The sequence below is a fragment of the Streptomyces sp. NPDC091972 genome, assembly GCF_044756385.1.
Lineage (GTDB): Bacteria > Actinomycetota > Actinomycetes > Streptomycetales > Streptomycetaceae > Streptomyces.
The window spans coordinates 146,446-173,249 of sequence record NZ_JBIVSV010000007.1; the positions used below are offsets into that span (position 1 = coordinate 146,446).

Here is a 26,804-nt window from a genome sequence, read left to right on the forward strand (position 1 = left end):
GCCGCACGGCAAAAAGGACTTCCGTACGAATAATGTGTACGGGGCCGACGCCCCCGACCGGCCCCGACCCCAGGAGCACAGTGCCACCCGCCCGCCGCGCACCCCGTACGGCCCGTGCCGCAGCCGCCGTCGCCCTGCTGCTCGTCGCCGCGGCGGGCTGTGGCGACGCGGGCGGCCTGGTGGGCGCGGGTTCCACGCCGACCGCGATCAGCCCCGACCGGCTGTGGCCGGATCTGACGCCCGCCTCCAGCCCGGCCTTCGAGATCGGCGAGGTGGACTCGCAGACCGTGGCGGGCGTCTCCGTGCCCGGCGACGACATCCGCACGGTGGACCCGGTCGCCCTCGTGCGCGCCGAGATCAGGGAGGACCCCGGCAGCTACGCCGGCGGGGGGTACGCGGAGACGGCCCGCCGGATGGCGGACTGCGGGAAGCCGGGGGCGGCCGGGAAGAGGTGTCCCGTGCTGAGGCCGTACTACCGCGACCTGACCGGTGACGGGCACGAGGACCTGACGCTGGGCTTCCGGCAGTTGCCCGGCAATGTCACCGCCGTCCGTGTCTACACCGTGGTGAAGCACCGGCTGGTGCGTGTCATGCACTGGGAGGACGCCGTCAGCGGGGTCGAGCTGGCCGGGCACTCGGTGATCATCCGTTCGCCGTCCGAGGTGGCCGGGTACGAGTACCGGCTCCAGTGGACCTGGGACCCGCAGCAGAGGTCGATGCTCCTCACCCATGACGAGATGCTGCGCACCGGCGGCCGGGCCCCCGGTGACGGGCCGAGCCCGGCGCCCAGCCCGTCGGCGAGCCCGCGATGAGGCTCGCGCTGCCCGGCTGGTCCGGCACGCTCGCGGTGAAGGCCGCCGTGTTCATCACCGTGATGTGCTGCGCCCTCGCCGCGCTGCTCGGTGTCCTCGTGCACGTGTCGGTGACGAACCAGACCGTCGGCGAGGCCCGGCACCTGGCCCTGGGCCGGCTGAAGGACGCGACCGAGGCGTACGAGGCCGGGGACACCCTGCGGTGGGACGCGGGCGTGGACCCGCCGGGCCTGCCGGGGTCGCTGCGGGCACTGGCGGTGGCCGGGGACCGCGGCACGATGGTCGGCGTGCACCGCGGCCGCCCCACGATGTGGGCGGCGGGCCCGGTGGACGGCGACCGGGCGCTGGCCGTGGGGGTCGACTACGCGCAGGGCGCGCGGACGATCGCGGGCCTCGACCGGGCGATCCTGTGGTCGTCGGCGCTGGCGATCACGGCGACACTGCTGGTGGGGGCGTTCGCGGTGACCCGGGTGACGAAGCGGCTGGACACGACCGCCCGGGTGGCCCGGCGGATCAGCGCGGGCGACCTCGACGCGCGGGTCGGCGATCCGCGGACGAAGGACCCGTCGCGGCCGCAGGACGAGGTGGCCGCGGTGGCCGCCGCGCTGGACTCCATGGCGGGGTCGTTGCAGGGGAAGCTGCTGAGCGAGCAGCGGTTCACCGCGGATGTGGCGCACGAGCTGCGCACACCGTTGACGGGGCTGCACGCTGCGGCCGAGTTGCTGCCGCCGGGCCGGCCGACCGAGCTGGTGCGGGACCGGGTGGCCGCGTTGCGGACGCTGACGGAGGACCTGCTGGAGATCTCCCGCCTGGACACCGGCCGGGAGCGGGTGGAGCTGGACGCGGAACGCCTGGGCGCGGTGGCCGAGCGGGTGGTGCGGGCGTCCGGGACGGACACCGAGGTCGTCGTCGTACGGGACCTGGCCGTGGAGACGGACCGGCGACGGCTGGAGCGGGTGCTGGGCAATCTGGTGGCCAACGCCCACCGGCACGGGCGGGGGCCGGTGTCGCTGACGGTCGACGGGCCGGTGGTGACCGTCCGGGACCACGGGGACGGGTTCCCGCAGTACCTCGTCGAGCACGGGCCGCAGCGGTTCCGCACGGAGGGCGGGGCCCGGGGGCACGGGCTGGGCCTGACCATCGCGCTGGGGCAGGCGGAGGTGCTCGGGGCCCGGTTGTCGTTCTCGAACGCCCAGGACGGCGGGGCGGTGGCGACGCTGACGTTGCGGTAGGCGCTGCTCCTATGGCCCATCTGGAAAGGCGGCCCGTCCGCACGCCTCCTAACGTGGCGAACAGTCAGGTTCGCCCCCCAACGGAGGTCCCCCATGTCCCTGCGCTCCCGTCTCCCCATAGCGGTCGCCGCCTGCGCCCTCGCCGTCACCGCCCTCGCCACGCCCGCCGCCGCCGGTGACGAGTGGGGCGACGACGACCCCCAGAGCAGCTCCGGCAACCACCAGGGCCAGGGGCAGGGGCAGGGTCAAGGGCAGAACCAGGGTCAGAACCAGAACTCACGCCTGGCCAGAGGAGTCGTGACGGCCAGTTCGCTGGCGCTGCGCAGTGCGCCCAACCGGGGCGGGCAGATCATCCGGTGGGCCGAACGGGGTGAGGTCGTGTCCATCTTCTGCCGGACCAACGGCCAGAGCGTCCAGGGCAACCGCCAGTGGTACCTCCTCACGGACGGCACCTGGGCCTGGGGCTCGGCCCGGTACATCAGGACCCTCGGTTCGGCGCCACGCTGGTGCTGACATCTCACGCAAGCTAGGCAGACATCACATGCTATTTGGGTAGGTTCCGGACATGACCAAGGCCGGAATCACCGTGGCCCCCGCGGACACCTCCGCTCGCGCGGTACGCCTCCCCCGGCGCCGTGGCGTAGAACTGGCCCTCATCGTCCTCGCCGTGCTGCTGTCGGTGTACGGCTACTGCGCCGTCGGCCTCGCCAGGAACGGCACCGTCCCGCCCGGCGCCGCCGGATACGGCGCCGGGCTCGGCGTGCTCGCGTTCGTCGCCCATCTGGCGGTGCGGCTGAGGGCGCCGTACGCCGATCCGCTCCTGCTGCCCATCGGGGTGCTGCTCAACGGGCTGGGCCTGGTGCTGATCTACCGGCTCGACCTGGAGACCCCCGGCGACCGCGCCGCCCCCACCCAGCTCGTGTGGTCCACGGTCGGGGTGACCCTGTTCATCGTGGTCGTCCTGATGCTGCGCGACCACCGCGTGCTCCAGCGGTACGCCTACGTGTGCGTCGCCGCCGCGCTCGCCCTGCTGATCCTGCCGATCCTCTTCCCGGCCGTGAACGGCGCCCGCATCTGGATCCGGATCGCCGGGTTCTCCATCCAGCCCGGCGAGTTCGCGAAGGTGCTGCTGGCCGTGTTCTTCGCCGCCTACCTCGCGACGAACCGGAACGCGCTGGCGTTCACCGGACGGCGGTTCTGGGGGCTGCAACTGCCCACCGGCCGGGTGGTGGGCCCGCTGCTCGCCATCTGGCTGCTCAGCGTGGGGGTCCTGGTCCTGGAGCGGGACCTCGGCACCTCGCTGCTGTTCTTCGGGCTGTTCGTCGTCCTGCTGTACGTCGCCACCGGACTCACCGGCTGGATCGCGATCGGCCTGCTGCTGGCCACCGTCGGCGCCTTCGCCGTGGGCTGGCTGGAACCGCACGTGCACAGCAGGGTGGAGGACTGGCTGCACCCGTTCGCCTCGATCGAGGCGGGACAGGGACCCAACCAGCTCGCGCAGTCCCTGTTCGCCTTCGCGGCGGGCGGGGTCCTCGGCACCGGGCTCGGGCTCGGCCACTCCGTCCTGATCGGCTTCGCGGCCAAGTCGGACTTCATCCTGGCGACGGCGGGCGAGGAACTGGGCCTGGCCGGCCTGTCCGCCGTCTTCCTGCTGTACGCCCTTCTCGTGGAGCGCGGCTACCGGGCGGGCCTCGCCCTGCGCGACCCCTTCGGACGGCTCCTGGCGGTCGGTCTCGCCTCGATCGTCGCGCTCCAGGTGTTCGTGATCGCGGGCGGGGTCGGCGGACTGATCCCGCTCACCGGCATGGCGATGCCGTTCCTCGCCCAGGGCGGCTCGTCGGTCGTCACCAACTGGGCGATCGTCGCCCTGCTGATCCGGGTGAGCGACTCGGCCCGCCGCCAGTACGACGGCAAGGAGACCCCGTGACCGCACCAGGCCCCGGTATGACCCGCTACATCCGGCACGCCGCCTGCTTCTGCGTCCTGCTCCTCACGGCGCTGCTCGTCAACGCCGTCCGCGTCCAGGTCTTCGAGGCGCGGGCGCACGCCGAGAACCCGGCCAACCGTCGCGAGAACATCGCCCGGTACGGCCGGGCGCGCGGGGACATCCTGGTCGGCGGGCGGCCGGTCACCGGCTCCCGGGACACCGGGGAGCAGCTCCGCTACGAACGGACGTACACGGACGGGCCGTTGTACGCGCCGGTCACCGGTTTCGCCTCGCAGGAGTACGGCACGAGCCTGCTGGAGCACAGCGAGGACGCGGTCCTGTCCGGCACGGACCCGATGCTGAGGCCGTTCCCGCTGTGGACCGACTTCACGGGGAGCCGCAACCAGGGCGGGGACGTCGTCACGACCCTCGACGCGGCCGCGCAGCGGGCCGCCTATCGCGGGCTCGCCGGGCGCAAGGGCGCGGTGGCGGCCGTGGAACCGGCGACGGGACGCATCCTCGCGCTGGTGTCCTCGCCGTCGTACGACCCGGGGGTGCTGTCGGGCAACAACGCGGGGGTGGGCCAGTCGTGGGCGTGGCTCAACGGCAACCCGGACCGGCCGATGCTCAACCGGGCGGTGCGGCAGACGTATCCGCCGGGTTCGACGTTCAAGGTGGTCACCGCGGCGGCCGCGCTGGACGCGAAGGTGATCGAGGACGTGGACGCGCGGACGGACTCGCCGGCGCCGTACACCCTGCCCGGCACCACGACCTCGCTCGGCAACGAGTCCGAGGGCTGCCGCAACCTGTCCCTGCGGGAGGCCTTCCGGTGGTCGTGCAACACGGTGTTCGCGAAGCTCGGCGTGGACGTGGGGGTGCGTGACATGACGGCCACCGCGCGCGCCTTCGGATTCAACGACCCGGCGCTGCGCATCCCGTTCTCGGTGGCCCGCAGCACCTTCGACCCGACCGTGGACCGGGCGCAGCTCGCCCTGTCGTCGATCGGCCAGTACAACACGCGCGCGACACCGCTCCAGATGGCCATGGTCTCGGCGGCCGTCGCCAACGGCGGGCAGATCCGCACGCCCTACCTCGTGGAGCGGACCACCACGGCCGGCGGGAGCGTGGTGGCCACGGCGGGTCCGCGTCCGGTGCGGCAGGCGATGCAGCCGGCGACCGCCGCCGTGCTGAAGGAGCTCATGACCCAGGTGGTGACCGAGGGCACCGGCACCAACGCGGCCATCCCCGGCGCGATCGTCGGCGGCAAGACCGGCACCGCCCAGCACGGCATCGGCAACTCCGGGATGCCGTACGCCTGGTTCGTGGCGTGGGCGCAGGGCGAGCGGGACATGGAGCCCGAGGTCGCGGTGGCGGTGGTGGTGGAGGACGCGTCGGCGGACCGGGGGGACATCACCGGGGGCGGGGTGGCCGCGCCGATCGCGCGGGCGGTGATGAAGGCGGTGCTCAACTCCAAGGAGTGAGAAAGGGGTTGAGGCCCCTCGATCGACCGACCTACCGTCCGGTCCATGACTGAAGCGACCGTGTACCAACTCGCCCAGGTGAACATCGGCCGTCTCGCGGCCCCGCTGGACTCCGCGCAGTTGAAGGACTTCGTCGACAACCTCGATCCCGTGAACGCCGACGCGGACGCCGCCGACGGTTTCGTCTGGCGGCTGGAGGGCGAGTCGGGCGACGCCACCGACATCGCCGTCTTCGGCGACGAGTGGCTGATCATCAACATGTCGGTGTGGCGGGACGCCGACGCGCTGACGTCGTACATGTACCAGGGCCGGCACCGCGCGATGCTGGCCCGCCGCAGGGAGTTCTTCGAGCGGGTCCAGGAGGCGATGGTTGCCCTGTGGTGGGTCCCGGCCGGCCACCGCCCCACGGTCGCCGAGGCCGAGTCCCGGCTGCTGCACCTGCGCACGCACGGCCCGACACCGTATGCCTTCACCCTGCGCACGCGGTACCCGGCCCAGGGGGCGGAGCCGGCCACCGTCCTCGGACTCCCCGACGACCTGGGGTGCTCGGTCTAGGGCCGCTCACCCCTCCCCGGCCGCGATCGCCTCCCGGACCTCCGCGACCCGCTCCCGCTCCTCGGCCGCGAAGCGTTCCGCGTCCAGTTTCTCGGCGATCTCCTCGTCCTGGGCCATGAGGAGGTCGAGGTTGGAGTCGCCCATCTCGAAGACGCCCATGTCGACGTAGGCCTGCTGGAGGCGTTTGCCCCACAGGCCGATGTCCTTGACGCAGGGGACGATCCGGGAGAACAGCAACCGGCGGAAGAGGGCCAGGAACTCCGACTGTTCGGCGTACTCCTCGGCCTCCGCCTTCGGGATGCCGAAGTTCTCCAGGACCTCGACCCCGCGCAGCCGGTCGCGCATCAGGTGGCAGCCCTCGATGACGAAGTCCTCGCGTTCGCGCAGTTCGGCGTCGGAGAGCTGCTTGTAGTAGTCGCGCAGGGCCATGCGCCCGAAGGCCACGTGCCGGGCCTCGTCCTGCATGACGTAGGCGAGGATCTGCTTGGGCAGCGGCTTGTCTGTGGTGTCGCGGATCATGCCGAACGCGGCCAGCGCGAGGCCCTCGATGAGGACCTGCATGCCGAGGTAGGGCATGTCCCAGCGGGAGTCCCGCAGTGTGTCGCCCAGCAGGGACCGGAGGTTGTCGTTGATCGGGTACAGCATCCCGATCTTCTCGTGGAGGAAGCGGCCGTAGATCTCCGCGTGCCGCGCCTCGTCCATCACCTGGGTCGCGGAGTAGAGCTTGGCGTCGAGGTCGGGCACGGACTCCACGATCCGCGCGGCGCACACCATCGCGCCCTGCTCGCCGTGCAGGAACTGGCTGAACTGCCAGGAGGCGAGGTGCTGGCGCAGTTCGCCCTTGTCCTTGTCGGTGAACTTCGCCCAGTACTTGGTGCCGTAGACGGAGATGGACTCGTCGGGGGTGCCGAGGGGGTCGGCGGGATCGACTTCGAGGTCCCAGTCGATGCGCTTCTGCCCGTCCCACTGCTTGTCCTTGCCCTTCTGGTACAGGGCGAGGAGACGTTCGCGGCCGTCGTCGTACTCCCAGGCGAAACGGGCCTGGCCCGTGGCCGGTACCTGCCAGTGGGGGTCCCCGGGATCCGTGGTGTACAGGTCGAAAGTCGGCATGTCCCGCAGGCTGCCCCTTTGTAGACGCCGGGTCAACAAGTCGCGCGCAGGGGATTGACGGCCTTGCTGACAAGCAGTCTCATAAGAGCCATGACGAGTCTGACAGATGTCGACGCGCTCGAAGGGCTGCGTGACGCCCTCGGCCTGCTCAAGGACCGGGAGCAGGTCGCCGAGCGGCTGCTCGACTCCTCCGCGAAGCACTCCTTCGACCCGGACAAGGAACTGGACTGGGACGCGCCCTTCGAGGACGGCCTGTGGTACTGGCCGCCGGAGCTGGTGTCGCTCTACGACACCCCGATGTGGCGGCGGATGAGCGAGGAGCAGCGGATCCTGCTCTCGAAGCACGAGGCCGCGGCCCTGGCCTCGCTGGGCATCTGGTTCGAGATCATCCTCATGCAGCTCCTGTGCCGTCACATCTACGACAAGGCGGCCACGAGCGCGCATGTGCGGTACGCCCTCACCGAGATCGAGGACGAGTGCCGGCACTCCAAGATGTTCGCGCGGCTGATCACCCGGGGCGACACGCCCTGGTACCCGGTGAGCCGGACCCATCAGCAGCTCGGGCGGCTGTTCAAGACGATCTCCACGACCCCGGGGTCGTTCACGGCCACGCTGCTCGGTGAGGAGATCCTCGACTGGATGCAGCGGCTGACGTTCCCGGACGAGCGCGTGCAGCCGCTGATCCGGGGCGTGACGCGGATCCACGTGGTGGAGGAGGCGCGGCACGTGCGCTACGCCCGGGAGGAGCTGCGGCGCCAGATGGTCTCCGCCCCTCGGTGGTCGCAGGAGTTCACCCGGGTGACCTCCGGAGAGTTCGCACGGGTGTTCTCGGTCGCCTTCGTGAACCCCGAGGTCTACACGAACGTCGGCCTGGACCAGCGGGAGGCGCTGGCGCAGGTGAAGGCGAGCGGGCACCGGCGGGAAGTGATGCAGACGGGTGCGAAGCGGCTGACCGACTTCCTGGACGACATCGGGGTGCTCCGGGGCGTCGGGCGCCGGCTGTGGAAGTCGTCGGGGCTGCTGGCCTGACGGTCGTGCGCGGACCGGCGGGGACTGGTCGCGCGGTTCCCCGCACCCCTGAACGACATGCACCGGTCCGGCCTTCAAGGGGCGCGGGGAACTGCGCGACCAGCCACGACGCTCCCGCGGACGCCGACTACGCTGCACTCATGACCCCATCCGCGCCCGCCTACCGGAGACTCGGCGTCGAGGAGCGCAGAAGCCAGCTTCTCGAGGCCGCCCTCGGGCTCTTCGCGCACCGCGCCCCCGAGGACGTGTCCCTGGACGACGTGGCCGAAGCGGCCGGAGTCTCCCGTCCCCTCGTCTACCGGTACTTCCCCGGCGGCAAGCAGCAGCTCTACGAGGCCGCGCTGCGGTCCGCCGCGGACGAACTGGAGCAGTGCTTCGACGAGCCCCGGGACGGCCCCCTCCTCGACCGCCTGTCCCGCGCCCTCGACCGCTACCTCGCCTTCGTCGACGAGCACGACGCCGGCTTCAGCGCCCTGCTCCAGGGCGGCAGTGTCGTCGAGACGTCCCGGACCACCGCCATCGTCGACGGCGTACGACGGGCCGCCGCCGAGCACATCCTGCGCCACCTCGGTGTCGCCGAACCGAGCCTGCGGCTGCGCATGACCGTGCGGATGTGGATCACCGCGGTGGAGGCGGCCTCCCTGATCTGGCTCGACGAGAGCAAGCAGCCCCCGGTCCAGGAGCTGCGCGACTGGCTGGTGGAGCAGTTCGTCGCCGTGCTCTCGGTGACCGCGAACCGCGACCCGCAGACCGCCGCGCTGGTCACGGCCCTCGCGGCGGATGGCTGACACTGGTGCCGTGAAGAGCGAAGACACCCCCTTCGAGGGCGGCCCCATGGACGGCCGGGTGCTGCCCGTGCTGCTGGGACCGACCGGTCACCCGCCGAAGACGTACCGCATCCCCGTCCCCGACGCGGCCGGCGGCCCGCCCACCGTGCTGGTCTACCGCCGGGTGCCCGGAGGGCACAGCAGGCTGGGCATCCAGAAGGGCTGGAAGTACGCGTACGACCCCGAGGGGAAGGCGGGCGACCGGCCGAGGTGGCCGTGGTCCAGGCCCGGCAGGCCCGCTGACACCGACGGGTGACGAGGTTGCTCCGAACCGCCCACACCCGGCGCGCGCGCCCGCCCGAGCCGCCTGATGCTCGCCGTGCGGAACAGAGGGGCTGCTCCGCACCGGAGGTGATGACGTGTCAGGAAGGCTTCTGCGTCTGGTGTGTACGGCGGCGGTGGCGGCCGGCACCGCCCTCGCGCCGCTGCCCGCGGCCGCCGCACCGGAGCCGCAGCCGCGCGAGCGCTCCGTCGCCGAGCTGCTGACGGACCTTCAGCGGCTGTACCAGGAGGCCGAGGAGGCCACCGAGACCTACAACGCCACCGCGGAGAAGCTGAAGGCGAAGCGCGCCGAGGTGAACCGCCTGGACGCGGCGCTCTCCGAGGTCAGGCTCTCGCTGCACGACAGCCGGGGTGCCGCCGGGCGGCTGGCCCGCCAGCAGTACCAGAGCAGCACCGACATCTCGCCGTACGTCCGTCTCCTGCTCGCCCGCGACCCCCAGCACGCCATCGAACAGGGCCATGTGATCGGCCAGTTGGCGCGGGACCGGGCCAGGACGGTGGGCCGCCTCACCGGCACCGAGCGGCACGCCGACGAACTGGCCCGCAGGGGGCGCAAGGCGCTCGACCAGCAGCTCACGCTCGCCGCCCGGCAGAAGAAGGAGCGGGACGCCGTACGGGCGAAGCTCCACGGTGTGGAGGAGCTGCTCGCCTCCCTCAGCGCCGAACAGTTCACCGCGCTGGCGGAGTTCGAGGAGAAGGGCGTCGAGAAGGCCCAGCGGGAGCTGACGACGTCCGGCGCCCTGGGAGAGGAAGCGCGCAAGCCGTCCAGGGCGGGCGAGAGAGCCCTGCGGTACGCCCGACGGCAGCTCGGGAAACCGTACGAGTGGGGTGCGGAGGGCCCGCGGACGTACGACTGCTCAGGACTGACGTCGAAGGCGTGGGCGTCCGCCGGCACCCCGATCCCCCGGACCAGCCAGCAGCAGTGGGCCCGGCTGCCGAGGGTGCCGTTGAACCGACTGCGCCCGGGTGACCTGGTGCTGTACTTCCGCGGGGCCACGCACGTGGCGATGTACGTCGGGAAGGGCGAGGTCATCGAGGCCCCGAGGACGGGCGAGCGGATCAGGGTGTCCCCGATCGCCGCTCACCCGCTCCTCGGAGCCGTGCGTCCCGACGACAGGAGTCAGGCCCCGGCCACCGAGGCCACGAACGCCTCCGCCTTCTCCGGGTCGTAGAAGAAGTTCTCGAAGTCGGCCGGGTTGTCGAAGCCGTTGGCGAAACGGTCCGCCACCGGCTGCAACTGCCCGGCCGCACCGATCAGGTTCAGGATGTGCTCCGGCGGGGGCGCGAGCATCGCGTTCGTCCACTTGGTGACGTGCTGGGCGGTGGCCCAGTACCGCTCGAACGTCCCGCGCATCCACTCCTCGTCGAACTCCTTCTCCCCGCGCTCCAGGATCGAGGCGAGGTAGGAGGCCGCGCACTTGGACGCGGAGTTGGAGCCCTGCCCGGTGATCGGGTCGTTGGCCACGACGACGTCGGCCACGCCCAGGACCAGTCCCCCACCGGGCAGGCGGCCTATCGGGTTGCGCACGGTGGGCGCGTAGCGGCCGGCCAGCGTGCCGCCGGCGTCGGTGAGCTCGACGTTCGTGGCGCGCGCGTACTCCCAGGGCAGGAACTTCTCCATGAGTTCCAGGGTCAAGGAGAGATGTTCCGCCGGGTCCTTCACGCCGTTGAAGACGTCGAGCGGGCCGCCGGGCACGCCCTCCCAGAAGAGGATGTCGGCGCGCCCGGAGGTGGTGAGCGTCGGCATGACGAACAGTTCGCCGACGCCGGGGACGAGGTTGCAGCGGACGGCCTCGGTGTCCGGGTGCTCCGGGCGCGGGCCCAGGCCGTGCACGTAGGAGACGGCGAGCGCGCGCTGCGGCTCGCGGTACGGGGAGCGCTCCGGGTCCCTGGCGAACATGGAGACCAGCTCGCCCTTGCCGGCCGAGACCAGGACCAGGTCGTACGTACGGGAGAAGTAGTCGAGGTCGCCGACCGCGGCGCCGTGGATGACGAGCTGGCCGCCGCGCTGGGCGAACGTCTCCATCCAGCCGGCCATCTTCACGCGCTGGTCGACCGACTGCGCGTACCCGTCGAGTCTGCCCAGCCAGTCGATCGCGCGCTGCGAGGGCCCCGGGTCGAACGAGCCGGGGGCCGCCACCGAGACACCGAGCCCCTCGATCTTCGGGGCCTGGGACTCCCAGAAGTTCAGCTGGAGATCGCGCTCGTGCTGGAGTGCCGTGTGGAACATGCACTGCGTCGACATGACCCGGCCGGAACGGATCTCGTCCGCGGTCCGGTTGGACATCAGGGTGACCTCGTACCCGTGCGACTGGAGGCCGAGGGCGAGCTGGAGTCCGGACTGGCCGGCTCCGACGACGAGTATCTTCCGCATGCGGGTGCTGGCTCCTAAGGGTGGACTACTCGGGGGTCTCGTCCAGCGCGTGGCCGACGAGGGACAGCAGGGTCTCGATGACCGAGATCTTCCGCCGCGCGTCCATGATCATGACAGGTATGTGCCGGGGGATGCTGAGGGCCTCCCGCACGTCCTCCGGCTCGAACAGCTCGCTGCCGTCGAAGTGGTTGACGGCGACGACGTACGGCAGTCCGCAGCTCTCGAAGTAGTCGAGCGCGGGGAAGGAGTCCTTGAGGCGGCGGGTGTCGGCCAGGACGACGGCGCCGATCGCGCCCCGCACCAGGTCGTCCCACATGAACCAGAACCGCTCCTGGCCCGGCGTGCCGAAGAGGTACAGCACCAGGTCGTCGTCGAGCGTGATGCGGCCGTAGTCCATGGCCACGGTGGTGGTGACCTTCTCCGGGGTGCCGGTGAGGTCGTCGACCTGCTCGCTGGCCTCGGTCATCAGCGCCTCCGTCTGGAGGGGCTCGATCTCCGAGACGGTGCCGACCAGGGTGGTCTTGCCGACGCCGAAGCCGCCGGCCACGACTATCTTCGTGGCGATGGGGGCCCGGGTGCGGTCCGTCTGCCAGGACTTGAGGTCGTCGTCGGTCTCGACATCGACGAACGGGGTGACGCCGGCCTCCCGGGAGGCGGCGGCGTCAGAGACGGCGGAGTCCACTCAGCACCCTTTCCAGCAGAGCGCGGTCGGGACGGCCCGTGCCATGACCGGTCCCGGTGCCGTACACACGGATCTTTCCCTGGTCCGCGAGGTCGCTGAGGAGGACCCGGACCACGCCGAGCGGCATCTTCAGCAGCGCGGCGATCTCGGCCACCGTGCGCATCCGGCGGCACAGTTCGACGATGGCCCGCAGCTCGGGCATGACCGACTTCAGCGAGCCGTTGCCGAGCTCCTTGCGCTCCTCCGGAGCTTCCAGGGCCGCCACGAAGGTCTCGACCAGGAGCACGTGACCGAAGCGGGTCCGGCCGCCGGTGAGGGAGTACGGCCGGACGCGGGCCGGTTTGCGGTCGCCGCCGCGGACGGGCAGTTCGGGCCGGTTCGTCATCGGGCGCTCCCCGTCCCCTCGTTCTCCAGCGACTGCCGTAGCTCGCTGCGGAGTTCGGGGGTCAGGACGTGTCCGGCGCGGCCGACGAACAGGGCCATGTGGTACGCGACGACGCTCATGTCGCAGTCCGCGGAGCCGTGCACGCCGAGCAGCGAACCGTCGCTGATCGACATGACGAACAGACTGCCCTCGTCCATCGCGATCATGGTGTGCTTCGTCGTGCCGAAGTCCATGAGCTTGGCGGCGCCGAGGGTGAGGCTGCCGATGCCGGAGACGATGGTCGCGAGGTCGGCGGACGAGCCGCGCGGGCCGGCCGGCTTCCCGTCCCGGGCCTCGCGTGCCTCCGCGTTCCGCTCGGCGTCGGAGGAGAGCAGGAGCAGGCCGTCGGAGGAGACCACGGCGACGGACTGGACGCCGGGCACCTCCTCCACGAGGTTGGTCAGCAGGAAGTGGAGATTGCGGGCTTCACGACTCAGTCCGAAGGTACTGGGCGCGGTCAACTGCTTGCCTCCTCGGCTGTGCCCCCCGTGGCTTCTTCGGATGCGGTGCGTTGTTCTGCGGCCGGCAGCTTGGTCTCGCCGGTCTGTTCCTTGATCTCCGCCTCCACGTCGCGGTAGCCGGCCTCCGCCCCCCGGCGGAAGCCGCCGAGCCTGCGGCGGAGTGCGTCGGCGTCCACGGACGCGTTGCGCCGGCGCGGGGCCGGGGCGGTGGGCGCGGTGATCTTGGGGGTGCGCTTGGGGAGGCCCTTGTCGGTGAGGGGCTCCTCGTCGGCGCGGGTGTGCTCGGTCTCGGCCTCGGCGTCGACCGCGGGCTCGGGCTCGGGCGCCGACGGCTCGTCCGGCACGGGGTCCGGCCGCACCGGGTCCGGCTCCCCCTGGGCCGGTATCGGGGCCAGGAGTTCCATCGTGGTCTCGGCGGGGGTCTCCGCCTCCGCGTGGCGTACGGCCTTCTCGGCCATGGCCACCAGGGGGTCGCCGTCCTGCGAACGGCCGCTCAGAACGTTGGAGTTGACCTCCGCGTCGGCGCCGGGGAGGGAGAAGGAGTGGGTCGCGCCGGAGACCGGTGCGGCGCCCGAGGCGGGGACGGCGGACGGGGGCGCGGCGGTGAGCAGCGTCTTGGGGAGGACCACCACGGCGGCCACGCCCCCCTGCTTCTGCTCGCGCAGCTGCACGCGGACACCGTGCCGGTGGGCGAGGCGGGCCACGACGTACAGGCCGAGGCCGAGACCCTCGTCGCCCTCGTCGTACGACTCGTAGGCGGCCTCGGGGTCGAAGTCGGCGAGGCGGGAGTTGAGGGTGGCCATCCGCTCGGCGGTCATGCCGATGCCCTCGTCCTGGACGGAGAGCATGACCTCGCCGCTCTCCAGGAGCCAGCCGGAGACCTCGACGGGCAGGTCGGGCGGGCAGAACGAGGTGGCGTTCTCCATGAGTTCGGCCAGCAGGTGCGAGAGGTCGTCCGCGGCGAAGCCGGCCACGTGGGCGTGGGGCGGGAGGGCGGCGATACGGACCCGCTCGTAGCGCTCGATCTCGCTGACCGCGGCGCGGACCACGTCGACGAGCGGGACCGGTCCGGCGCTCTGCTGCACGTGCTCGGTGCCGGCCAGGACGAGGAGGTTCTCGCTGTGCCGGCGCATGACCGTGGCGAAGTGGTCGAGCTTGAAGAGGGTCGCGAGCCGCTCCGGATCCTGCTCGCGCTCCTCCAGGCCCTCGATGACGGCGAGTTGCCGCTCGACCAGGCCGAGCGTGCGCAGCGCCAGGTTCACGAAGGTGGCGCCGATGGTGGTGCGCAGCCGCTCCAACTGGGCGGTGGACTCAGCGAGTTCGCTCTTGAGCTGCTCGCGGGCGTCCGCCATCTTCTGGCGCTGGCCGACCAGGTGCTTGCGGTCGGACTCCAGGGTGTTGATCCGCTCGGCGAGCGCCACGGCGTGCGCGTGCAGGGTGTTGACGGAGCGGACGACCTGGGCGAACTCGTCGTTGCGGCCGGTGAAGGAGACGGCTTCCTCGGTGGTGGGGTCCTCGGCGCCGGCGAGCCGGGCGGAGCCGCGGCGCAGCACGGACAGGGGCCGGGTGAGGGTGCGGGCCATGGCGGTGCTGATGCCGACGGCCAGCAGCATCAGGGCGCCGAGGACCGCCACCCTCAGCTCCAGCGCGGTGACGTCGTCGTCGCGGAGCTGGGCGAGCGCCTTGACCCGGCGGTCGTAGAGCGCGGACTCGGCGCCGCGCATGAGGTCGACGCGGGCGGACAGGGCGGCGTCGAGCTTGGCGGTGCCGGTGTTCAGCTCACCGGCGGACAGGGTGGGCTGGTCGGTGAGGGCGGCGAGGTACTTGTCGGCGGAGTTGACCTCAGGGCCGGCGACCGTGGAGTCGTAGCTCGCCCTGGCGGCGGCGGGCGCGGAGTCCCGGAAGTCGGCGAGGGCCGCGTCGGAGCGCAGCCGGGCCTGCTGGGCGGCGGCGGCGAGCGCGTCGCGCTGGGCGGCGTCGGCCTTGGAGGAGACCTTCTCGGTGTTCGTCAGGCCGCTGACCGGGTCGTAGACGCTGCGGGTCGTCGTGGGCACGCTGAGCGCCGCGAGCAGGAGTCCGCGGGTGGCGGCGGCCTGCTGCACGGCGGAGTCCAGCTCGGCGAGGGAGTAGGCGCCGGAGCCGGCCCGGGCCGGCATCCGCTCGGCCAGTTCCTCGGCGAGGGCGTGCAGTTCGGTGATGGCGGCGGAGTAGGCGTTGTGCGTCTCCAGCGCGGTGGTCTTGCCGGTGAGCGCGGAGCGGCGTACGGCGTCGATGCCGTCGAGGTCGGTGCGCAGGGTGGCGGGCAGGTCGCTGTCGGCGCGCAGTTCCCCGGCCTGACGGTCGACGCGGGCGCTCGACTGCTCGCCGGGCGCCTTCGCCCTGGGCCGTCCGGCCGCGATGTAGGAGGTGACCTCGTCGCGTTCGTCGGCGAGCGCGTGGGCGAGGTCCAGGGCGTCCTGGGTCTGCTCGGCGAGCGTCACCAGGTCCTGGGAGTCGTGGAGTTCCCCCGAGGCGGTGACCAGGGAGGGGGCGCCGGCCCCGGCGATCGCGGCGGCCACGACGGCGACGGCGAGAATCAGCCGGGTGCGGACGTGGGTGGGGCGGCCCTTGCCGACGGGGGTCCCGGGGGCGCCGGGCGTGGCGGCTGCGCGCTCCGCGCCGTTGCCGGAGGCCGTCTGCTTGCCTGTGCGACGAGGCCGCGTCTTCTGCACCGCTGCTCGCATTCCTGAACTCGTGATACCCATGGGCCCGGGGTGACGCTCCGTCAACTGGTGTGCACACCGGGGTACGGTTCCCGACCCTCCCAGCGCCGGTGGGCGGTGGTCGCGCATCGCCTGAGCCGCCACCCGAAGGAGTGAACCCCGGACGGGAGTTGGCGGGCAAGTTCCCGCGGCACACGCACCGGCCGGGCCCGGCGGGCCGGTTGGACGTCGGCGAAGACCGATGGCAATATTCGCCACCACGCGTGCCCGGAGACCGCCATTCCAGCCCAAAACTGGCGCCTGACCTGCGCGACTACGTCAATTCCGCGAGTGTTGGCACGCTTTGGCGAAGCTTGTGAAGGGCTCGTGCAGACTGGCTGGATGCGTACGGAACTTGTCTCGGAGCCCGGCGATGTCCAGCGTCCCAACGAGGACTTCGCGAGTGTCGCGCTGCCCGCTTCCGGACGGGGCGGCGTCCTGGTCGTCCTCGACGGGGTCACGCCGCCCGCCGGTCCGACGGGCTGTCTGCATTCGGTCGAGTGGTTCACGGCCCGACTGGGCGGGGCGCTGACCGAACTGGCCGTTTCGCTCACGGATGTTCCCCTGACCGAGGTGCTGTCCCGGGCGATCGTGCGCACAGCGGAGACACATGGTGAAGGTTGTGACCTTTCTCACCCGCGTACACCCCAGGGGACGGTGGTGACGGCGCGGTGGTCCCCGGAGTCGGTCGAGTACCTGGTCCTGTCCGACTCGGCACTGCTGGTGGAGGCGCCGGACGGCTCGGTCTCGGCGGTACTGGACGACCGCCTCTCCCGGCTCCCCCGCGCCTCCCTGGCCACGGACGCGCTGATCGACGCGAACCTCCGCAACAAGGAGGGCGGCTTCTTCACCGCGGCGGCGGATCCCTCGGTGGCGGGGCGCGCGGTGACCGGGGTGCTGCCGCGCGCGTCGGTGCGCGCCCTGCTGGCCCTGACGGACGGGGCGGCCCGGTGGGTGGAGAAGTTCCACGAGGGCGGCTGGCCGGACTTGTTCGCCCTCGTCCGCAAGGAGGGCGCCCAGGCCCTGGTGGACCGCGTCCGGGAACTGGAGCGGGCGGACGCGGAGCCCCGGACCCACCTGGGCCGCAGCAAGACCCACGACGACGCGTCGGCGGTGTACGCGGAGCTGTGAGGGGGCGCCCGGGCGGACGGGTTCGCGCACGTGCGGTCCGTGCCGGTTCGCTTCGGTGGAGCGGTGAGATGCGGCGGAGCGATGAGGGCCGACCGGGCGGGGCGGCCCGCGTCGGCGGCGCTGCGAGGAGACCGACCAGGGCGGGACGGCCCACGTCGGGGGACCGGTGAGGAGACCGACCGGGGCAGCTCGCGTCCGGCCCTCGTGGGCTCGATTAGGTGGGGCGGTGTGGGACTCCAGAGCCTGCCGGGGCGCCTCGCGTCGACGAGCGGCGCGAAGGTGCCGGGTAGGGCAGGCGGCCTCCCGCCAGCTCGATTCGGAGGAGCCGTGAGGGCCGTCCGGGCCTGCCTGGGCGGCCCGTATCGACGAGCGCGCGGGGGGTCCGGGCGGAACCGGGGGCGGCCACGCCGGCAGAGCTGTAAGGGGACCGACCGGGGCGACTCACGTCCGGGCCTGCCCGGGCGGCCCGCGTCGGCGGAGCTACGAGGGGGCGGACCCCGACTGCCCACGACAGCCGACGCCAACCCGCGACAGCCCGCACCGCCGGAACCGCCCGCACCGCCCGCAGCGCCTGCACCCCCCGCACCGCCCGCAGCGCCTGCACCCCGCGCACCACCGGCGCCGTCGGCACCACCCGTGCCCGAGACCACCGCACCGCCGGCACCGCCGGCACCGCCGGCACCGCCGGCACCGCCCGCACCCGACACCGCCCGCCCCAGCTACCCCGTCCGGCGGAACGCCAACCCCCGCCGCCGTCCGAGGCCGGACTACTTCTCCATGCCCCGGTTGAGCTGGTGCAGCAGTCGGGCCAGTTCGGTGACCTCCTGTGGGTTCCAGTGGGCCAGACGGCCCGCGTACCGGGCCCGGCGGGCGTCGCGGACCCGGTGCACCCGGGAGCGGCCCTCCTGCGTGAGGTCGACCAGCCAGGCGCGGCCGTCCGCGGGGTCCGGCTCGCGGGTGACGAGACCCAGGTCCTCCAGGGCACGCAGCTGGCGGGACATCGTGGCCTTGCCGACCCCGATGTAGCCGGCCAGTTCGGTGGCGCGCTGGCGGCCGCATTCATCCAGACGGATGAGCAGCCCGTAGGCCGCCGACTCCAGGTCGGGATGGACCTCCCGGGCCATCTCCCCCTGGTTGGCCCGGGCGCGGCGCAGCAGGACGGTCAACTCGCGTTCCAGCGCCAGGAATCCGGGCTGGTCCACACCGCTCGGCGCCCTGTCGGCCCCGCCCCGGCCGCCGTCGCCGTTTCCCTCTTCGTGCACGTCAGCCCCTGCCTTGGATTTCCCGGTCGTGAAAGTTTCCGCCAGATTGCGACATCACCGCAGCTCCGTAAGTATTTCGCAGGGCTGGACCAACGGCAGCGTCCGGCCCCTCTTCCCACCCCGTCGTCCCCGTACGTAGCGTCTCGACCGAGCAGTGGCTGGCATGCACACGTCAGCCCGGCACGGCCTTCCCTGTTCCCCCCACCGAGCATCACCGAGCCCTCGGAGGCACGCCATGCCCGTGCACAGACCCGGACCGATACGTCCCCGACGCCTCTTCCTCGTCGGACTCCTGCTCACCGCGTTCTCCCTGCTCTCCACCGCCCCCGTCCCGGCCGCGGAATCCCCCGAGGCCACCGCCGTCCCGGCCCGCGGCTCCGCCCGCATGGGGATGGGCGTCGTGGCGCACGACGGCCAGGGCGGCCTCCCCGCCGGCACCCGCGCCACCCAGACGGAGGGCGTCGACGTCGCCAGTTACCAGGGCAACGTCGCCTGGACCACCCTGTGGAACAGCGGCGTCCGGTGGGCGTACACCAAGGCCAGCGAGGGGACGTACTACACGAACCCCTACTTCTCCCAGCAGTACACCGGCTCCTACGGCGTCGGGATGATCCGCGGCGCCTACCACTTCGCCACCCCGGACACCACGAGCGGCGCGACGCAGGCCGACTACTTCGTCGACCACGGCGGCGCCTGGTCCAGGGACGGCAGGACCCTGCCCGGGGTGCTCGACATCGAGTGGAACCCGTACGGCGACGCCTGCTTCGGCAAGACGCAGAGCGCGATGGTCACCTGGATCCGTGACTTCCTGAACCAGTACAAGGCGCGCACCGGCCGGCAGGCCGTCATCTACACCGCCACGAGCTGGTGGACCCAGTGCACCGGCAACTACGGCGGCTTCGCCGCCACCACCCCGCTGTGGATCGCGCGCTACGCCTCGACGCCCGGCACCCTCCCGGCCGGCTGGAGCACGTACACCATGTGGCAGTACACCTCGACCGGCCCGACGGTCGGCGACCACGACCGCTTCAACGGCGCGCTCGACCGGGTGCAGGCCCTCGCCAACGGCTGACCCGCCCCGGCGTACGGCGAAGGCCCGGGCCTCCCTCACGAGAACCCGGGCCTTCACCTCATCCGGCAGCGCCCGTCACGCCGCCACCGGAACCTCCGGCGCCGCCCCGTTGGTGGCCGGGGCCAGCGCCAGCTCCAGGACCTGGCGGACGTCGGTGACGGCGTGGACGTCGAGCTTGTCCAGCACCTCCGCCGGGACGTCGTCCAGGTCGGCCTCGTTGCGCTTGGGGATGATCACGGTCGTCACCCCGGCGCGGTGCGCGGCGAGCAGCTTCTGCTTCACGCCGCCGATGGGCAGGACCCGGCCGGTCAGCGACACCTCACCGGTCATGGCCACGTCCGTGCGGACCAGCCGGCCGGAGAGCAGCGAGGCCAGCGCCGTCGTCATGGTGACGCCCGCGCTCGGGCCGTCCTTGGGGACCGCGCCCGCCGGGAAGTGGATGTGCACACCCCGGTCCTTGAGGTCTCCGACCGGCAGTTCGAGCTCCGCGCCGTGCGAGCGCAGGAAGCTCAGGGCGATCTGCGCGCTCTCCTTCATCACGTCACCCAGCTGGCCGGTCAGCGTCAGACCCGCCGCGCCCGTCTCCGGGTCGGCCAGCGACGCCTCCACGTAGAGGACGTCCCCGCCGGCTCCGGTGACCGCGAGCCCGGTGGCCACACCCGGGACCGCCGTACGGCGCTCCGCGGGGTCCTGGGCCGACTCGGGCACGTGGTGCGGCCGGCCGATCAGACCGCGCAGGTCCGCGTCCGTGATGGTGAACGGCAGCTCCCGCTCGCCGAGTTCGTGCTGGGCCGCCACCTTGCGCAGCAGCCTCGCGACGGACCGCTCCAGGGTGCGCACGCCCGCCTCGCGGGTGTACTCGCCGGCGAGCTTGCGCAGCGCGCTCTCGTCGATGACGACCTCGTCCTTCGCGAGCCCCGCCCGCTCCAGCTGGCGCGGGAGCAGGTGGTCACGGGCGATGACGATCTTCTCGTCCTCGGTGTAGCCGTCGAGGCGGACCAGTTCCATACGGTCGAGCAGGGCCTCCGGGATGGCCTCCAGGACGTTCGCCGTGGCGAGGAACACCACGTCGGACAGGTCTAGTTCGACCTCCAGGTAGTGGTCGCGGAAGGTGTGGTTCTGCGCCGGGTCCAGGACCTCCAGGAGGGCGGCCGCGGGGTCGCCGCGGAAGTCGGAGCCCACCTTGTCGATCTCGTCGAGCAGGACGACCGGGTTCATCGAACCGGCCTCCTTGATGGCCCGTACGATCCGGCCGGGCAGCGCGCCGACGTACGTCCGCCGGTGGCCGCGGATCTCCGCCTCGTCCCGCACACCGCCGAGCGCGACGCGGACGAACTTGCGGCCCATGGCGTGCGCGACCGACTCGCCGAGGGAGGTCTTGCCGACGCCGGGAGGGCCCACGAGGGCGAGCACGGCACCGCCGCGCCGGCCGCCGACGACGCCCAGGCCCCGGTCGTTGCGGCGCTTGCGCACCGCCAGGTACTCGGTGATCCGCTCCTTCACGTCCTCCAGGCCCGCGTGCTCGGCGTCCAGGACCGCCTTGGCGCCCTGGATGTCGTAGGCGTCCTCGGTCCGCTCGTTCCACGGCAGTTCGAGAACCGTGTCCAGCCAGGTGCGGATCCAGGAGCCCTCGGGCGACTGGTCGGAGGACCGCTCCAGCTTGTCGACCTCCTTGAGGGCGGCCTCCCGCACCTTCTCGGGCAGGTCGGCGGCCTCCACGCGGGCGCGGTAGTCGTCGGACTCCTCGCCCTCCTGCTCGCCGTTGAGCTCGCGCAGTTCCTTGCGTACGGCTTCCAGCTGACGGCGCAGCAGGAACTCCCGCTGCTGCTTGTCGACGCCCTCCTGGACGTCCTTGGCGATGGTCTCTGCCACGTCCTGCTCGGCGAGGTGGTCGCGGAGCTGCTGGGTGGCGAGCTTGAGGCGGGCGACCGGGTCGGCGGTCTCCAGCAGTTCGACCTTCTGCTCGGTGGTCAGGAACGGCGAGTAACCGGAGTTGTCGGCGAGCGCGGACACGTCGTCGATGGCCTGCACCCGGTCCACGACCTGCCAGGCTCCGCGCTTGCGCAGCCAGGCGGTGGCGAGTGCCTTGTACTCCTTGACCAGTTCGCCGACGTGACCGGGCAGCGGGTCGGGGACGGTCTGGTCGACCGTGGTCCCCTCGACCCACAGGGCGGCGCCCGGGCCGGTGGTCCCCGCACCGATCCTCACCCTGCTCCGGCCGCGGATGAGCGCGCCCGGGTCGCCGTCGGCCAGCCGGCCGACCTGCTCGACGGTGCCGAGCACACCCGTGCTCGCGTAGGTGCCGTCGATCCGTGGCACCAGGAGGACCTTCGGCTTTCCGGGTTCCGAGCGGGCCGCGGCCTGGGCGGCCTCGACCGCGGCGCGGACGTCGGTGTCGTTCAGGTCCAGCGGCACCACCATTCCGGGCAGCACGACCTCGTCGTCGAGCGGCAGCACAGGCAGAGTGAGCGGTGTGGACGTCGAAGCCATGATCTCCCCTTCGGCAGTCAAGTTGAGCTATGCCGACTCAATGCCCATGAGCCGTCGAATGTTCCCCACCCGCTTGCCTGTTCGCTGTCGGCGATCACGACTGCCGGAATCGGCACGTCCGGACCTAGGGTCGAGGCGTAATAGGCACATACGGTCACCGGTCATTACTGGGGGATGTCGTGGACGGAGTCGTGCAGGCGTGGGTGACCGGCTGGGTCGTGTCCCGGGGGGCCGCCCCGCCCGAGCGGGAGCCCTGGGGGTTCACCGTCGACGTGGGACAGCTCGCGCAGGTCTCGCGGCACGTCTTCGAGGCGCTGGGCGCCGACGTGGACGAGCGGCTGGTCCGCAAGGTGGCGGACGGGGTGACGGGCGCCGGGGTCTGGCTCAAGGTGTTCCAGGACCCGGAGGTCGTCCGGGGCTGGCTCGGCGAGGGCTGGTGGGTGGACCCGGAACCGGGGTACCTCATGACGGTCCCGCTGGCCGGAGCCGCGGGCGGAGACGGGCACACCCCCGACGGCTACCGGAAGCGCGTCTGGTCCGCCGGCGGCGTCACGCGCGTGCTCCTCGCCGCCCCCGACGGCTCCCTGGCCGCGCGCGGCCAGACCGCCCCGACCGGCGCCACCGCCGTCTTCGACCAGATCGAGACCGCGCCCGCGCACCGGCGCCGGGGCCTGGGCAGCGTCGTCATGCGCACCCTCCAGGGCGCGGCGGCCGCCGCGGGGGCGCGGGCCGGCGTCCTCGCCGGAACACCGGCGGGACGGGCCCTGTACGAGTCTCTGGGCTGGCATGTGCAGGCTCCGCTCACCAGTGCCAAGTTCGTGGGCCGGGGCACCGGGTGAGCGTCCGTCACGGTTCACCGCGCGAAGCCGCCAGGCACCCCGGCAGGGGCTCTGTCACGCTGCGCCGGTGATCGCCCCGGTTCCCCGGTGGTCTCCGCCGGCCGCAGGGCGGACAACGCCCGGCCGGCGCCGGGTCTTCCCGGCGGCCTGCCGGGTCTCGGACGCCGACGTCCCGGTGACCGCGGGCCACGACCCGGCCACCAGCCGCCCCGCGCCGGCCCGGCTCACGCGACCGACCACGACCACGCCGTTCGGACGGGCTCACCGGCCCTCTGGACACCGCCGCTGCCCGGCCGGGGGAAACCGCCCGGCCCGATCCCCGCGCCGCACCAGCGGCCAGGTCGCGACACCGATCACCAGGGCGATCGGGTGACCCCAGTCGGTCAGTGGGTCGGTGAACGCGATCAGGGCGGTCACCAGCAGCCAGCCGAAGAGGGCGAGCAACGGCCAGCGCAGCCACGGCCCGAGCAGCCCCGCCAGGGCGCCGACGCACGCGGCCACGCCGAAGCTGACGCCGTAGTCGAGGCGGTGCAGCGAACTGGCGGGCAGATGCCCGACCAGGACCGCGAGGCCGATGGGCACCTCCGTGGCGAGGGTCGCCCCGGCGTGCCCGAGCAGGAAGACACCGGCCGTGCGCACGCCGCCGATCCGCCGCTCCAGCGCGGTGAGGACGAACAGCAGGGCGAGGGCGTACGGCGAGAGGATCCCGCCCGCGATCCACGACGCGCTGGCCACCAGCACCAGTACGGGCATCCGGGCGAGGTGGACGACATCGGTGCTGGAGCCCTGGTGCAGGGTGTGCACGAGGACCGGGTCCAGATGCGCGGCGACCAGGGAGACGACGGCCAGGACGGCGCCGTAGCCGAAGGTGAACGGCGTCCCGGCGGGGGTGGGGAGCAGCCGCCGGAACCGGGGGACGTGAAGTCGCTTGCCCGGAGCGGCGGTTGCCGTAGGTGTCGCCGGTACCGCGGCACCCGTCCCGGCCCGTTCCCGCTGCCGGGGCATCGCGTCGAGCAGCCCTGCCCCCGCGGGCGCTTCCGGGGCGGGCGCGCCGGAAGGGGCTGGCGGCACGGTCCGTTCCAAGGTGGGCTGCTCCTTCCGTCGCACCCCACCCTTCGCGCCCCACCCGTCCCCTGTCTGTGACCCGCGCCACCCCGGCCCCGATTCACAGGGACTTCTCAAGCAGTCCCGGTCCGGCCGCCGGACCTGCCAGGATGGGCCGATGCCCACCTCGTACGACATCCCCGAAGTCCTGGACCGTCGCGAGGGCCCGTACGGAGAGGTAGTCCTGCGGCGGCACGGCGAGTTGCTCCAGATCATCGCCAACGGCTGCTTCCTGATGGACACCTCCGACGGCCGCTCGGAGCGGATGCTGGTCGACGCGGCGCTCGCCGCGCTCGACGACCGGCCCGATCCGCACGTCCTCATCGGCGGACTGGGGGTCGGCTTCTCGCTCGCACACGCGTCCGCGAACCCGCGTTGGGGCCGGATCACGGTCGTGGAGCGGGAGCCGGCGATCATCGACTGGCACCGCACCGGCCCGCTCTCGGCACTCTCCGCGAAGGCGCTCGCCGATCCCCGGACGAACATTCTGGAAACGGATCTAGTCGGATTCGTCAATGAGACATGCGCCACTTTCGACGCGCTGTGTCTCGACATCGACAACGGCCCCGACTGGACGGTCACGGACGGCAACCACGACCTGTACGCGCACACCGGACTCACAAGCTGCGCAAGGGCGTTGAAGCCGGGCGGGGTACTGGCCGTGTGGTCGGCGAAACCCTCTGCGGAATTTGAGGGATCCCTAGCAAATGCCGGGTTCCAACAGGTACGTACCGAGGAGATCCCGGTTGCCCGGGGCGTACCCGACGTCGTCCATCTCGCCGTCCGACCTGGATAGCAAAGGTGTGACGCCTCCCCGTACTCTGCTTCCCTACGCCGATCATTCAAGCGTCAATCGCAGTCATGCGCAGACAAGGAATCACCCCACATGGTTCCGGAAAGCACTCCCCAGGGGCGGGCGATGGAGCAGACACACACCTCCCACAACGGTTCGACGGCTACCCCGGGCGCTCAGCGCCGGGTCCTGGTCGTCGAGGACGATCCGACGATCGTCGACGCCATCGCGACCCGCCTGCGCGCCGAGGGATTCCTCGTGCAAACGGCGGTCGACGGTCCGTCGGCGGTCGACACGGCCGAGGCCTGGCAGCCGGACCTGCTGATCCTCGACATCATGCTGCCCGGATTCGACGGTCTGGAGGTCTGCCGCCGTGTGCAGGCCGCCCGCCCGGTGCCGGTGCTCATGCTGACGGCCCGTGACGACGAGACCGACATGCTGGTCGGTCTCGGCGTCGGCGCCGACGACTACATGACCAAGCCCTTCTCGATGCGTGAGCTGGCCGCGCGCGTCCACGTCCTGCTGCGGCGCGTCGAGCGGGCCGCGCTGGCCGCCACGACGCCCCGGAGCGGCATCCTCCGGCTCGGCGAGCTGGAGATCGACCACGCGCAGCGCCGGGTCCGGGTGCGGAGCGAGGACGTCCACCTCACCCCCACCGAGTTCGACCTGCTCGTGTGCCTGGCGAACACCCCGCGCGCGGTGCTCTCCCGTGAGCAGCTGCTCGCCGAGGTGTGGGACTGGGCGGACGCCTCCGGCACCCGTACGGTCGACAGCCACATCAAGGCGCTGCGCCGGAAGATCGGCGCCGAGCGGATCCGCACGGTGCACGGCGTGGGTTACGCCCTGGAGACGCCGACGCCATGAGCGAGGGTCCGGCCGGCCGGAGAGGAGGCCCCAGGGAACCCTGGGGCGGCGTGAGTCCGTTCTCGATCAAGACCAAGCTGGGCGCCCTCGTCGTCATCGCGGTCCTCATCACCACCGGGCTGATGATGATCGCGATGCGCACGGCGACCGAGCTGCGCTTCATCACGGTCTTCTCGATGATCGCCACCCTCCTGATCACGCAGTTCGTGGCGCATTCGCTCACCGCGCCCCTGGACGACATGAACGCGGTCGCCCGGTCCATCTCGCACGGCGACTACACCCGCCGGGTCCGCGAGAACCGCCGGGACGAGCTCGGCGACCTGGCCCAGACGATCAACCGCATGGCGGACGACCTGGAGGCCCAGGAACGCCAGCGCAAGGAACTTGTGGCGAATGTCTCCCACGAGCTGCGCACGCCCATCGCGGGCCTGCGCGCCGTGCTGGAGAACATCGTCGACGGGGTCACCCAGGCCGACCCGGAGACCATGCGCACGGCCCTGAAGCAGACCGAGCGGCTCGGCCGGCTGGTGGAGACGCTGCTGGACCTGTCCCGCCTCGACAACGGCGTCGTCCCGCTGAAGAAGCGCCGCTTCGAGGTGTGGCCGTACCTCTCGGGCGTGCTGAAGGAGGCCAACATGGTCGCCTCGGCGCGCGGGGGCATCGCCTCCGGATCCGGCAGCCACACGCGCACGGACGTCCACCTGCACCTCGACGTGTCCCCGCCGGAGCTGACCGCGCACGCCGATCCCGAGCGCATCCACCAGGTCGTGGCCAATCTGATCGACAACGCGGTCAAGCACAGCCCGGCCCACGGGCGGGTGACGGTCAAGGCGCGGCGCGGGGCGCAGCCCGAGTCGCTCGAGCTGGAGGTCCTCGACGAGGGACCCGGCATCCCGCGGTCGGAGTGGCACCGCGTCTTCGAGCGCTTCAACCGCGGTCAGGTCATGCGGCCGCACGGTCCGGGCAGCGACGGCGGCACCGGGCTCGGGCTGGCGATCGCCCGCTGGGCGGTGGATCTGCACGGCGGCCGGATCGGAGTGGCCGAATCCGAGCGGGGTTGCAGAATTCTTGTCACCCTTCCGGGACTCACATCTGTGCCAAGTTGACGTAAAGTTCGAAGCGGAGCCACAAGATCCACCTCTGTCCGCGCTGACGGACACGTGTGATCAGGCAGAGGGCCGCGCCGCAGTCGCGCAGGGCCCCGCCACGCGCTTGCCTGCGACGGCTTCACACACCGGAACCACGCTTGTTTCCCGCCATTTCCGCCCGCGAAACTCGCTCTTCGATGTGACTTACACGACGATGGACCGGC

The 26,804-nt window shown here is 72.1% G+C and carries 25 protein-coding genes; 16 read left to right on the forward strand and 9 right to left on the reverse strand.

Features of this window, described 5'->3' with window-relative positions; genetic code table 11:
- The first annotated feature begins 32 nt into the window (after positions 1 to 32).
- From ACIQJT_RS22125 to ACIQJT_RS22150, 6 genes are all read left to right on the forward strand, one after another.
- Positions 33 to 812 carry a hypothetical protein gene (locus ACIQJT_RS22125; protein ID WP_402645958.1) on the forward strand — a complete coding sequence of 260 codons (780 nt, stop codon included), beginning with the start codon at positions 33 to 35 and terminating at the stop codon, positions 810 to 812.
- A complete protein-coding gene (locus tag ACIQJT_RS22130; RefSeq protein WP_402645961.1) occupies positions 809 to 2,044 on the forward strand; it encodes an ATP-binding protein in 1,236 nt (411 codons plus the stop codon). Before ACIQJT_RS22125 ends, ACIQJT_RS22130 begins: the two co-directional genes overlap by 4 nt.
- A gap of 93 nt (positions 2,045 to 2,137) precedes the next feature.
- On the forward strand, positions 2,138 to 2,557 hold the full coding sequence (locus tag ACIQJT_RS22135) for an SH3 domain-containing protein (protein WP_402645964.1): 420 nt from the start codon (positions 2,138 to 2,140) through the stop codon (positions 2,555 to 2,557).
- 52 nt (positions 2,558 to 2,609) lie between these two features.
- Complete coding sequence (locus tag ACIQJT_RS22140; RefSeq protein WP_365461742.1) at positions 2,610 to 3,971, forward strand: FtsW/RodA/SpoVE family cell cycle protein; 1,362 nt, start codon at positions 2,610 to 2,612, stop codon at positions 3,969 to 3,971.
- A 17-nt stretch (positions 3,972 to 3,988) separates the two neighbouring features.
- Positions 3,989 to 5,452, forward strand: coding sequence for a penicillin-binding protein 2 (locus tag ACIQJT_RS22145; RefSeq protein ID WP_365461913.1), 1,464 nt, complete (start codon positions 3,989 to 3,991; stop codon positions 5,450 to 5,452).
- 45 nt (positions 5,453 to 5,497) lie between these two features.
- A complete protein-coding gene (locus ACIQJT_RS22150) occupies positions 5,498 to 6,007 on the forward strand; it encodes a DUF3291 domain-containing protein (protein ID WP_365461740.1) in 510 nt (169 codons plus the stop codon).
- Positions 6,008 to 6,013: 6 nt separating this feature from the next.
- Here ACIQJT_RS22150 and ACIQJT_RS22155 read toward each other — a convergent pair whose 3' ends face one another.
- Positions 6,014 to 7,117 carry a ferritin-like domain-containing protein gene (locus ACIQJT_RS22155; protein WP_365461738.1) on the reverse strand — a complete coding sequence of 368 codons (1,104 nt, stop codon included), beginning with the start codon at positions 7,115 to 7,117 and terminating at the stop codon, positions 6,014 to 6,016.
- A gap of 90 nt (positions 7,118 to 7,207) precedes the next feature.
- Between ACIQJT_RS22155 and ACIQJT_RS22160 the strand changes: the two genes are divergently transcribed.
- The 4 genes from ACIQJT_RS22160 to ACIQJT_RS22175 all read left to right on the forward strand — a co-directional run bounded on the left by ACIQJT_RS22160 (position 7,208) and on the right by ACIQJT_RS22175 (position 10,427).
- Positions 7,208 to 8,146 (forward strand): diiron oxygenase, encoded by a 939-nt coding sequence (locus ACIQJT_RS22160; RefSeq protein ID WP_365461736.1) that lies wholly within the window; start codon positions 7,208 to 7,210, stop codon positions 8,144 to 8,146.
- A 140-nt stretch (positions 8,147 to 8,286) separates the two neighbouring features.
- Positions 8,287 to 8,934: a helix-turn-helix domain-containing protein gene (locus ACIQJT_RS22165; protein WP_365461734.1), complete on the forward strand. Its 648-nt coding sequence runs from the start codon at positions 8,287 to 8,289 to the stop codon at positions 8,932 to 8,934.
- A complete protein-coding gene (locus tag ACIQJT_RS22170; RefSeq protein ID WP_402645970.1) occupies positions 8,927 to 9,229 on the forward strand; it encodes a hypothetical protein in 303 nt (100 codons plus the stop codon). Before ACIQJT_RS22165 ends, ACIQJT_RS22170 begins: the two co-directional genes overlap by 8 nt.
- Positions 9,230 to 9,332: 103 nt before the next feature.
- On the forward strand, positions 9,333 to 10,427 hold the full coding sequence (locus ACIQJT_RS22175) for a C40 family peptidase (protein ID WP_402645973.1): 1,095 nt from the start codon (positions 9,333 to 9,335) through the stop codon (positions 10,425 to 10,427).
- Here ACIQJT_RS22175 and ACIQJT_RS22180 read toward each other — a convergent pair.
- Genes ACIQJT_RS22180 through ACIQJT_RS22200 form a run of 5 tightly spaced genes read right to left on the reverse strand, consistent with a single transcriptional unit; the run spans position 10,376 to position 15,907 of the window.
- On the reverse strand, positions 10,376 to 11,629 hold the full coding sequence (locus ACIQJT_RS22180) for a styrene monooxygenase/indole monooxygenase family protein (protein WP_365461728.1): 1,254 nt from the start codon (positions 11,627 to 11,629) through the stop codon (positions 10,376 to 10,378). The two genes, ACIQJT_RS22175 and ACIQJT_RS22180, sit on opposite strands and share 52 nt — an antisense overlap.
- Positions 11,630 to 11,654: 25 nt before the next feature.
- Positions 11,655 to 12,311, reverse strand: a complete 657-nt coding sequence (locus ACIQJT_RS22185) for an ATP/GTP-binding protein (RefSeq protein ID WP_365461726.1) — start codon at positions 12,309 to 12,311, stop codon at positions 11,655 to 11,657.
- A complete protein-coding gene (locus ACIQJT_RS22190; RefSeq protein WP_053852876.1) occupies positions 12,292 to 12,696 on the reverse strand; it encodes a DUF742 domain-containing protein in 405 nt (134 codons plus the stop codon). The genes ACIQJT_RS22185 and ACIQJT_RS22190 overlap by 20 nt, the downstream gene beginning before the upstream one ends.
- Positions 12,693 to 13,196, reverse strand: a complete 504-nt coding sequence (locus tag ACIQJT_RS22195; RefSeq protein ID WP_053852877.1) for a roadblock/LC7 domain-containing protein — start codon at positions 13,194 to 13,196, stop codon at positions 12,693 to 12,695. Before ACIQJT_RS22195 ends, ACIQJT_RS22190 begins: the two co-directional genes overlap by 4 nt.
- Positions 13,193 to 15,907: a nitrate- and nitrite sensing domain-containing protein gene (locus tag ACIQJT_RS22200; protein ID WP_402645979.1), complete on the reverse strand. Its 2,715-nt coding sequence runs from the start codon at positions 15,905 to 15,907 to the stop codon at positions 13,193 to 13,195. Before ACIQJT_RS22200 ends, ACIQJT_RS22195 begins: the two co-directional genes overlap by 4 nt.
- Positions 15,908 to 16,279: 372 nt before the next feature.
- On the opposite strand from ACIQJT_RS22200, the gene ACIQJT_RS22205 reads away from it, so the two are divergent.
- Positions 16,280 to 17,068 (forward strand): protein phosphatase 2C domain-containing protein, encoded by a 789-nt coding sequence (locus ACIQJT_RS22205; RefSeq protein ID WP_402645982.1) that lies wholly within the window; start codon positions 16,280 to 16,282, stop codon positions 17,066 to 17,068.
- 767 nt (positions 17,069 to 17,835) lie between these two features.
- Here the strand turns inward: ACIQJT_RS22205 and ACIQJT_RS22210 are convergent.
- A complete protein-coding gene (locus ACIQJT_RS22210) occupies positions 17,836 to 18,330 on the reverse strand; it encodes a MarR family transcriptional regulator (RefSeq protein WP_365461719.1) in 495 nt (164 codons plus the stop codon).
- A 235-nt stretch (positions 18,331 to 18,565) separates the two neighbouring features.
- Between ACIQJT_RS22210 and ACIQJT_RS22215 the strand changes: the two genes are divergently transcribed.
- The gene (locus tag ACIQJT_RS22215; RefSeq protein ID WP_365461717.1) at positions 18,566 to 19,402 is read left to right on the forward strand and encodes a lysozyme; all 837 of its coding nucleotides are present in this window, start codon (positions 18,566 to 18,568) and stop codon (positions 19,400 to 19,402) included.
- Positions 19,403 to 19,477: 75 nt separating this feature from the next.
- Here ACIQJT_RS22215 and lon read toward each other — a convergent pair whose 3' ends face one another.
- Positions 19,478 to 21,892 carry an endopeptidase La gene (lon, locus tag ACIQJT_RS22220; RefSeq protein ID WP_365461715.1) on the reverse strand — a complete coding sequence of 805 codons (2,415 nt, stop codon included), beginning with the start codon at positions 21,890 to 21,892 and terminating at the stop codon, positions 19,478 to 19,480.
- Positions 21,893 to 22,071: 179 nt separating this feature from the next.
- Between lon and ACIQJT_RS22225 the strand changes: the two genes are divergently transcribed.
- Positions 22,072 to 22,731: a GNAT family N-acetyltransferase gene (locus ACIQJT_RS22225; RefSeq protein ID WP_402645987.1), complete on the forward strand. Its 660-nt coding sequence runs from the start codon at positions 22,072 to 22,074 to the stop codon at positions 22,729 to 22,731.
- 261 nt (positions 22,732 to 22,992) lie between these two features.
- On the opposite strand, the gene ACIQJT_RS22230 is transcribed toward ACIQJT_RS22225, so the two are convergent.
- On the reverse strand, positions 22,993 to 23,814 hold the full coding sequence (locus ACIQJT_RS22230; RefSeq protein WP_402645989.1) for a rhomboid-like protein: 822 nt from the start codon (positions 23,812 to 23,814) through the stop codon (positions 22,993 to 22,995).
- A 139-nt stretch (positions 23,815 to 23,953) separates the two neighbouring features.
- On the opposite strand from ACIQJT_RS22230, the gene ACIQJT_RS22235 reads away from it, so the two are divergent.
- The 3 genes from ACIQJT_RS22235 (at position 23,954) to ACIQJT_RS22245 (ending at position 26,598) form a co-directional block, all read left to right on the forward strand.
- Positions 23,954 to 24,631 (forward strand): spermidine synthase, encoded by a 678-nt coding sequence (locus ACIQJT_RS22235; protein WP_365461709.1) that lies wholly within the window; start codon positions 23,954 to 23,956, stop codon positions 24,629 to 24,631.
- Positions 24,632 to 24,754: 123 nt separating this feature from the next.
- Entirely contained in the window at positions 24,755 to 25,492 is a 738-nt protein-coding gene (locus ACIQJT_RS22240) for a response regulator transcription factor (RefSeq protein WP_352390195.1), read from the forward strand.
- Complete coding sequence (locus tag ACIQJT_RS22245; RefSeq protein WP_365461707.1) at positions 25,489 to 26,598, forward strand: ATP-binding protein; 1,110 nt, start codon at positions 25,489 to 25,491, stop codon at positions 26,596 to 26,598. The genes ACIQJT_RS22240 and ACIQJT_RS22245 overlap by 4 nt, the downstream gene beginning before the upstream one ends.
- The last annotated feature ends 206 nt before the right edge of the window (positions 26,599 to 26,804 follow it).

Bases quoted from the DNA above. Each gene is read 5' to 3' on its own strand.
- ACIQJT_RS22180 (WP_365461728.1), bottom strand. From the start codon at position 11,629: ATGCGGAAGATACTCGTCGTCGGAGCCGGCCAGTCCGGACTCCAGCTC.
- ACIQJT_RS22135 (WP_402645964.1), top strand. From the start codon at position 2,138: ATGTCCCTGCGCTCCCGTCTCCCCATAGCGGTCGCCGCCTGCGCCCTC.
- ACIQJT_RS22140 (WP_365461742.1), top strand. From the start codon at position 2,610: ATGACCAAGGCCGGAATCACCGTGGCCCCCGCGGACACCTCCGCTCGC.
- ACIQJT_RS22150 (WP_365461740.1), top strand. From the start codon at position 5,498: ATGACTGAAGCGACCGTGTACCAACTCGCCCAGGTGAACATCGGCCGT.
- ACIQJT_RS22165 (WP_365461734.1), top strand. From the start codon at position 8,287: ATGACCCCATCCGCGCCCGCCTACCGGAGACTCGGCGTCGAGGAGCGC.
- ACIQJT_RS22235 (WP_365461709.1), top strand. From the start codon at position 23,954: ATGCCCACCTCGTACGACATCCCCGAAGTCCTGGACCGTCGCGAGGGC.
- ACIQJT_RS22170 (WP_402645970.1), top strand. From the start codon at position 8,927: ATGGCTGACACTGGTGCCGTGAAGAGCGAAGACACCCCCTTCGAGGGC.
- ACIQJT_RS22155 (WP_365461738.1), bottom strand. From the start codon at position 7,117: ATGCCGACTTTCGACCTGTACACCACGGATCCCGGGGACCCCCACTGG.
- ACIQJT_RS22215 (WP_365461717.1), top strand. From the start codon at position 18,566: ATGCCCGTGCACAGACCCGGACCGATACGTCCCCGACGCCTCTTCCTC.
- ACIQJT_RS22145 (WP_365461913.1), top strand. From the start codon at position 3,989: ATGACCCGCTACATCCGGCACGCCGCCTGCTTCTGCGTCCTGCTCCTC.
- lon (WP_365461715.1), bottom strand. From the start codon at position 21,892: ATGGCTTCGACGTCCACACCGCTCACTCTGCCTGTGCTGCCGCTCGAC.
- ACIQJT_RS22245 (WP_365461707.1), top strand. From the start codon at position 25,489: ATGAGCGAGGGTCCGGCCGGCCGGAGAGGAGGCCCCAGGGAACCCTGG.
- ACIQJT_RS22160 (WP_365461736.1), top strand. From the start codon at position 7,208: ATGACGAGTCTGACAGATGTCGACGCGCTCGAAGGGCTGCGTGACGCC.
- ACIQJT_RS22240 (WP_352390195.1), top strand. From the start codon at position 24,755: ATGGAGCAGACACACACCTCCCACAACGGTTCGACGGCTACCCCGGGC.
- ACIQJT_RS22125 (WP_402645958.1), top strand. From the start codon at position 33: ATGTGTACGGGGCCGACGCCCCCGACCGGCCCCGACCCCAGGAGCACA.
- ACIQJT_RS22130 (WP_402645961.1), top strand. From the start codon at position 809: ATGAGGCTCGCGCTGCCCGGCTGGTCCGGCACGCTCGCGGTGAAGGCC.
- ACIQJT_RS22190 (WP_053852876.1), bottom strand. From the start codon at position 12,696: ATGACGAACCGGCCCGAACTGCCCGTCCGCGGCGGCGACCGCAAACCG.
- ACIQJT_RS22205 (WP_402645982.1), top strand. From the start codon at position 16,280: ATGCGTACGGAACTTGTCTCGGAGCCCGGCGATGTCCAGCGTCCCAAC.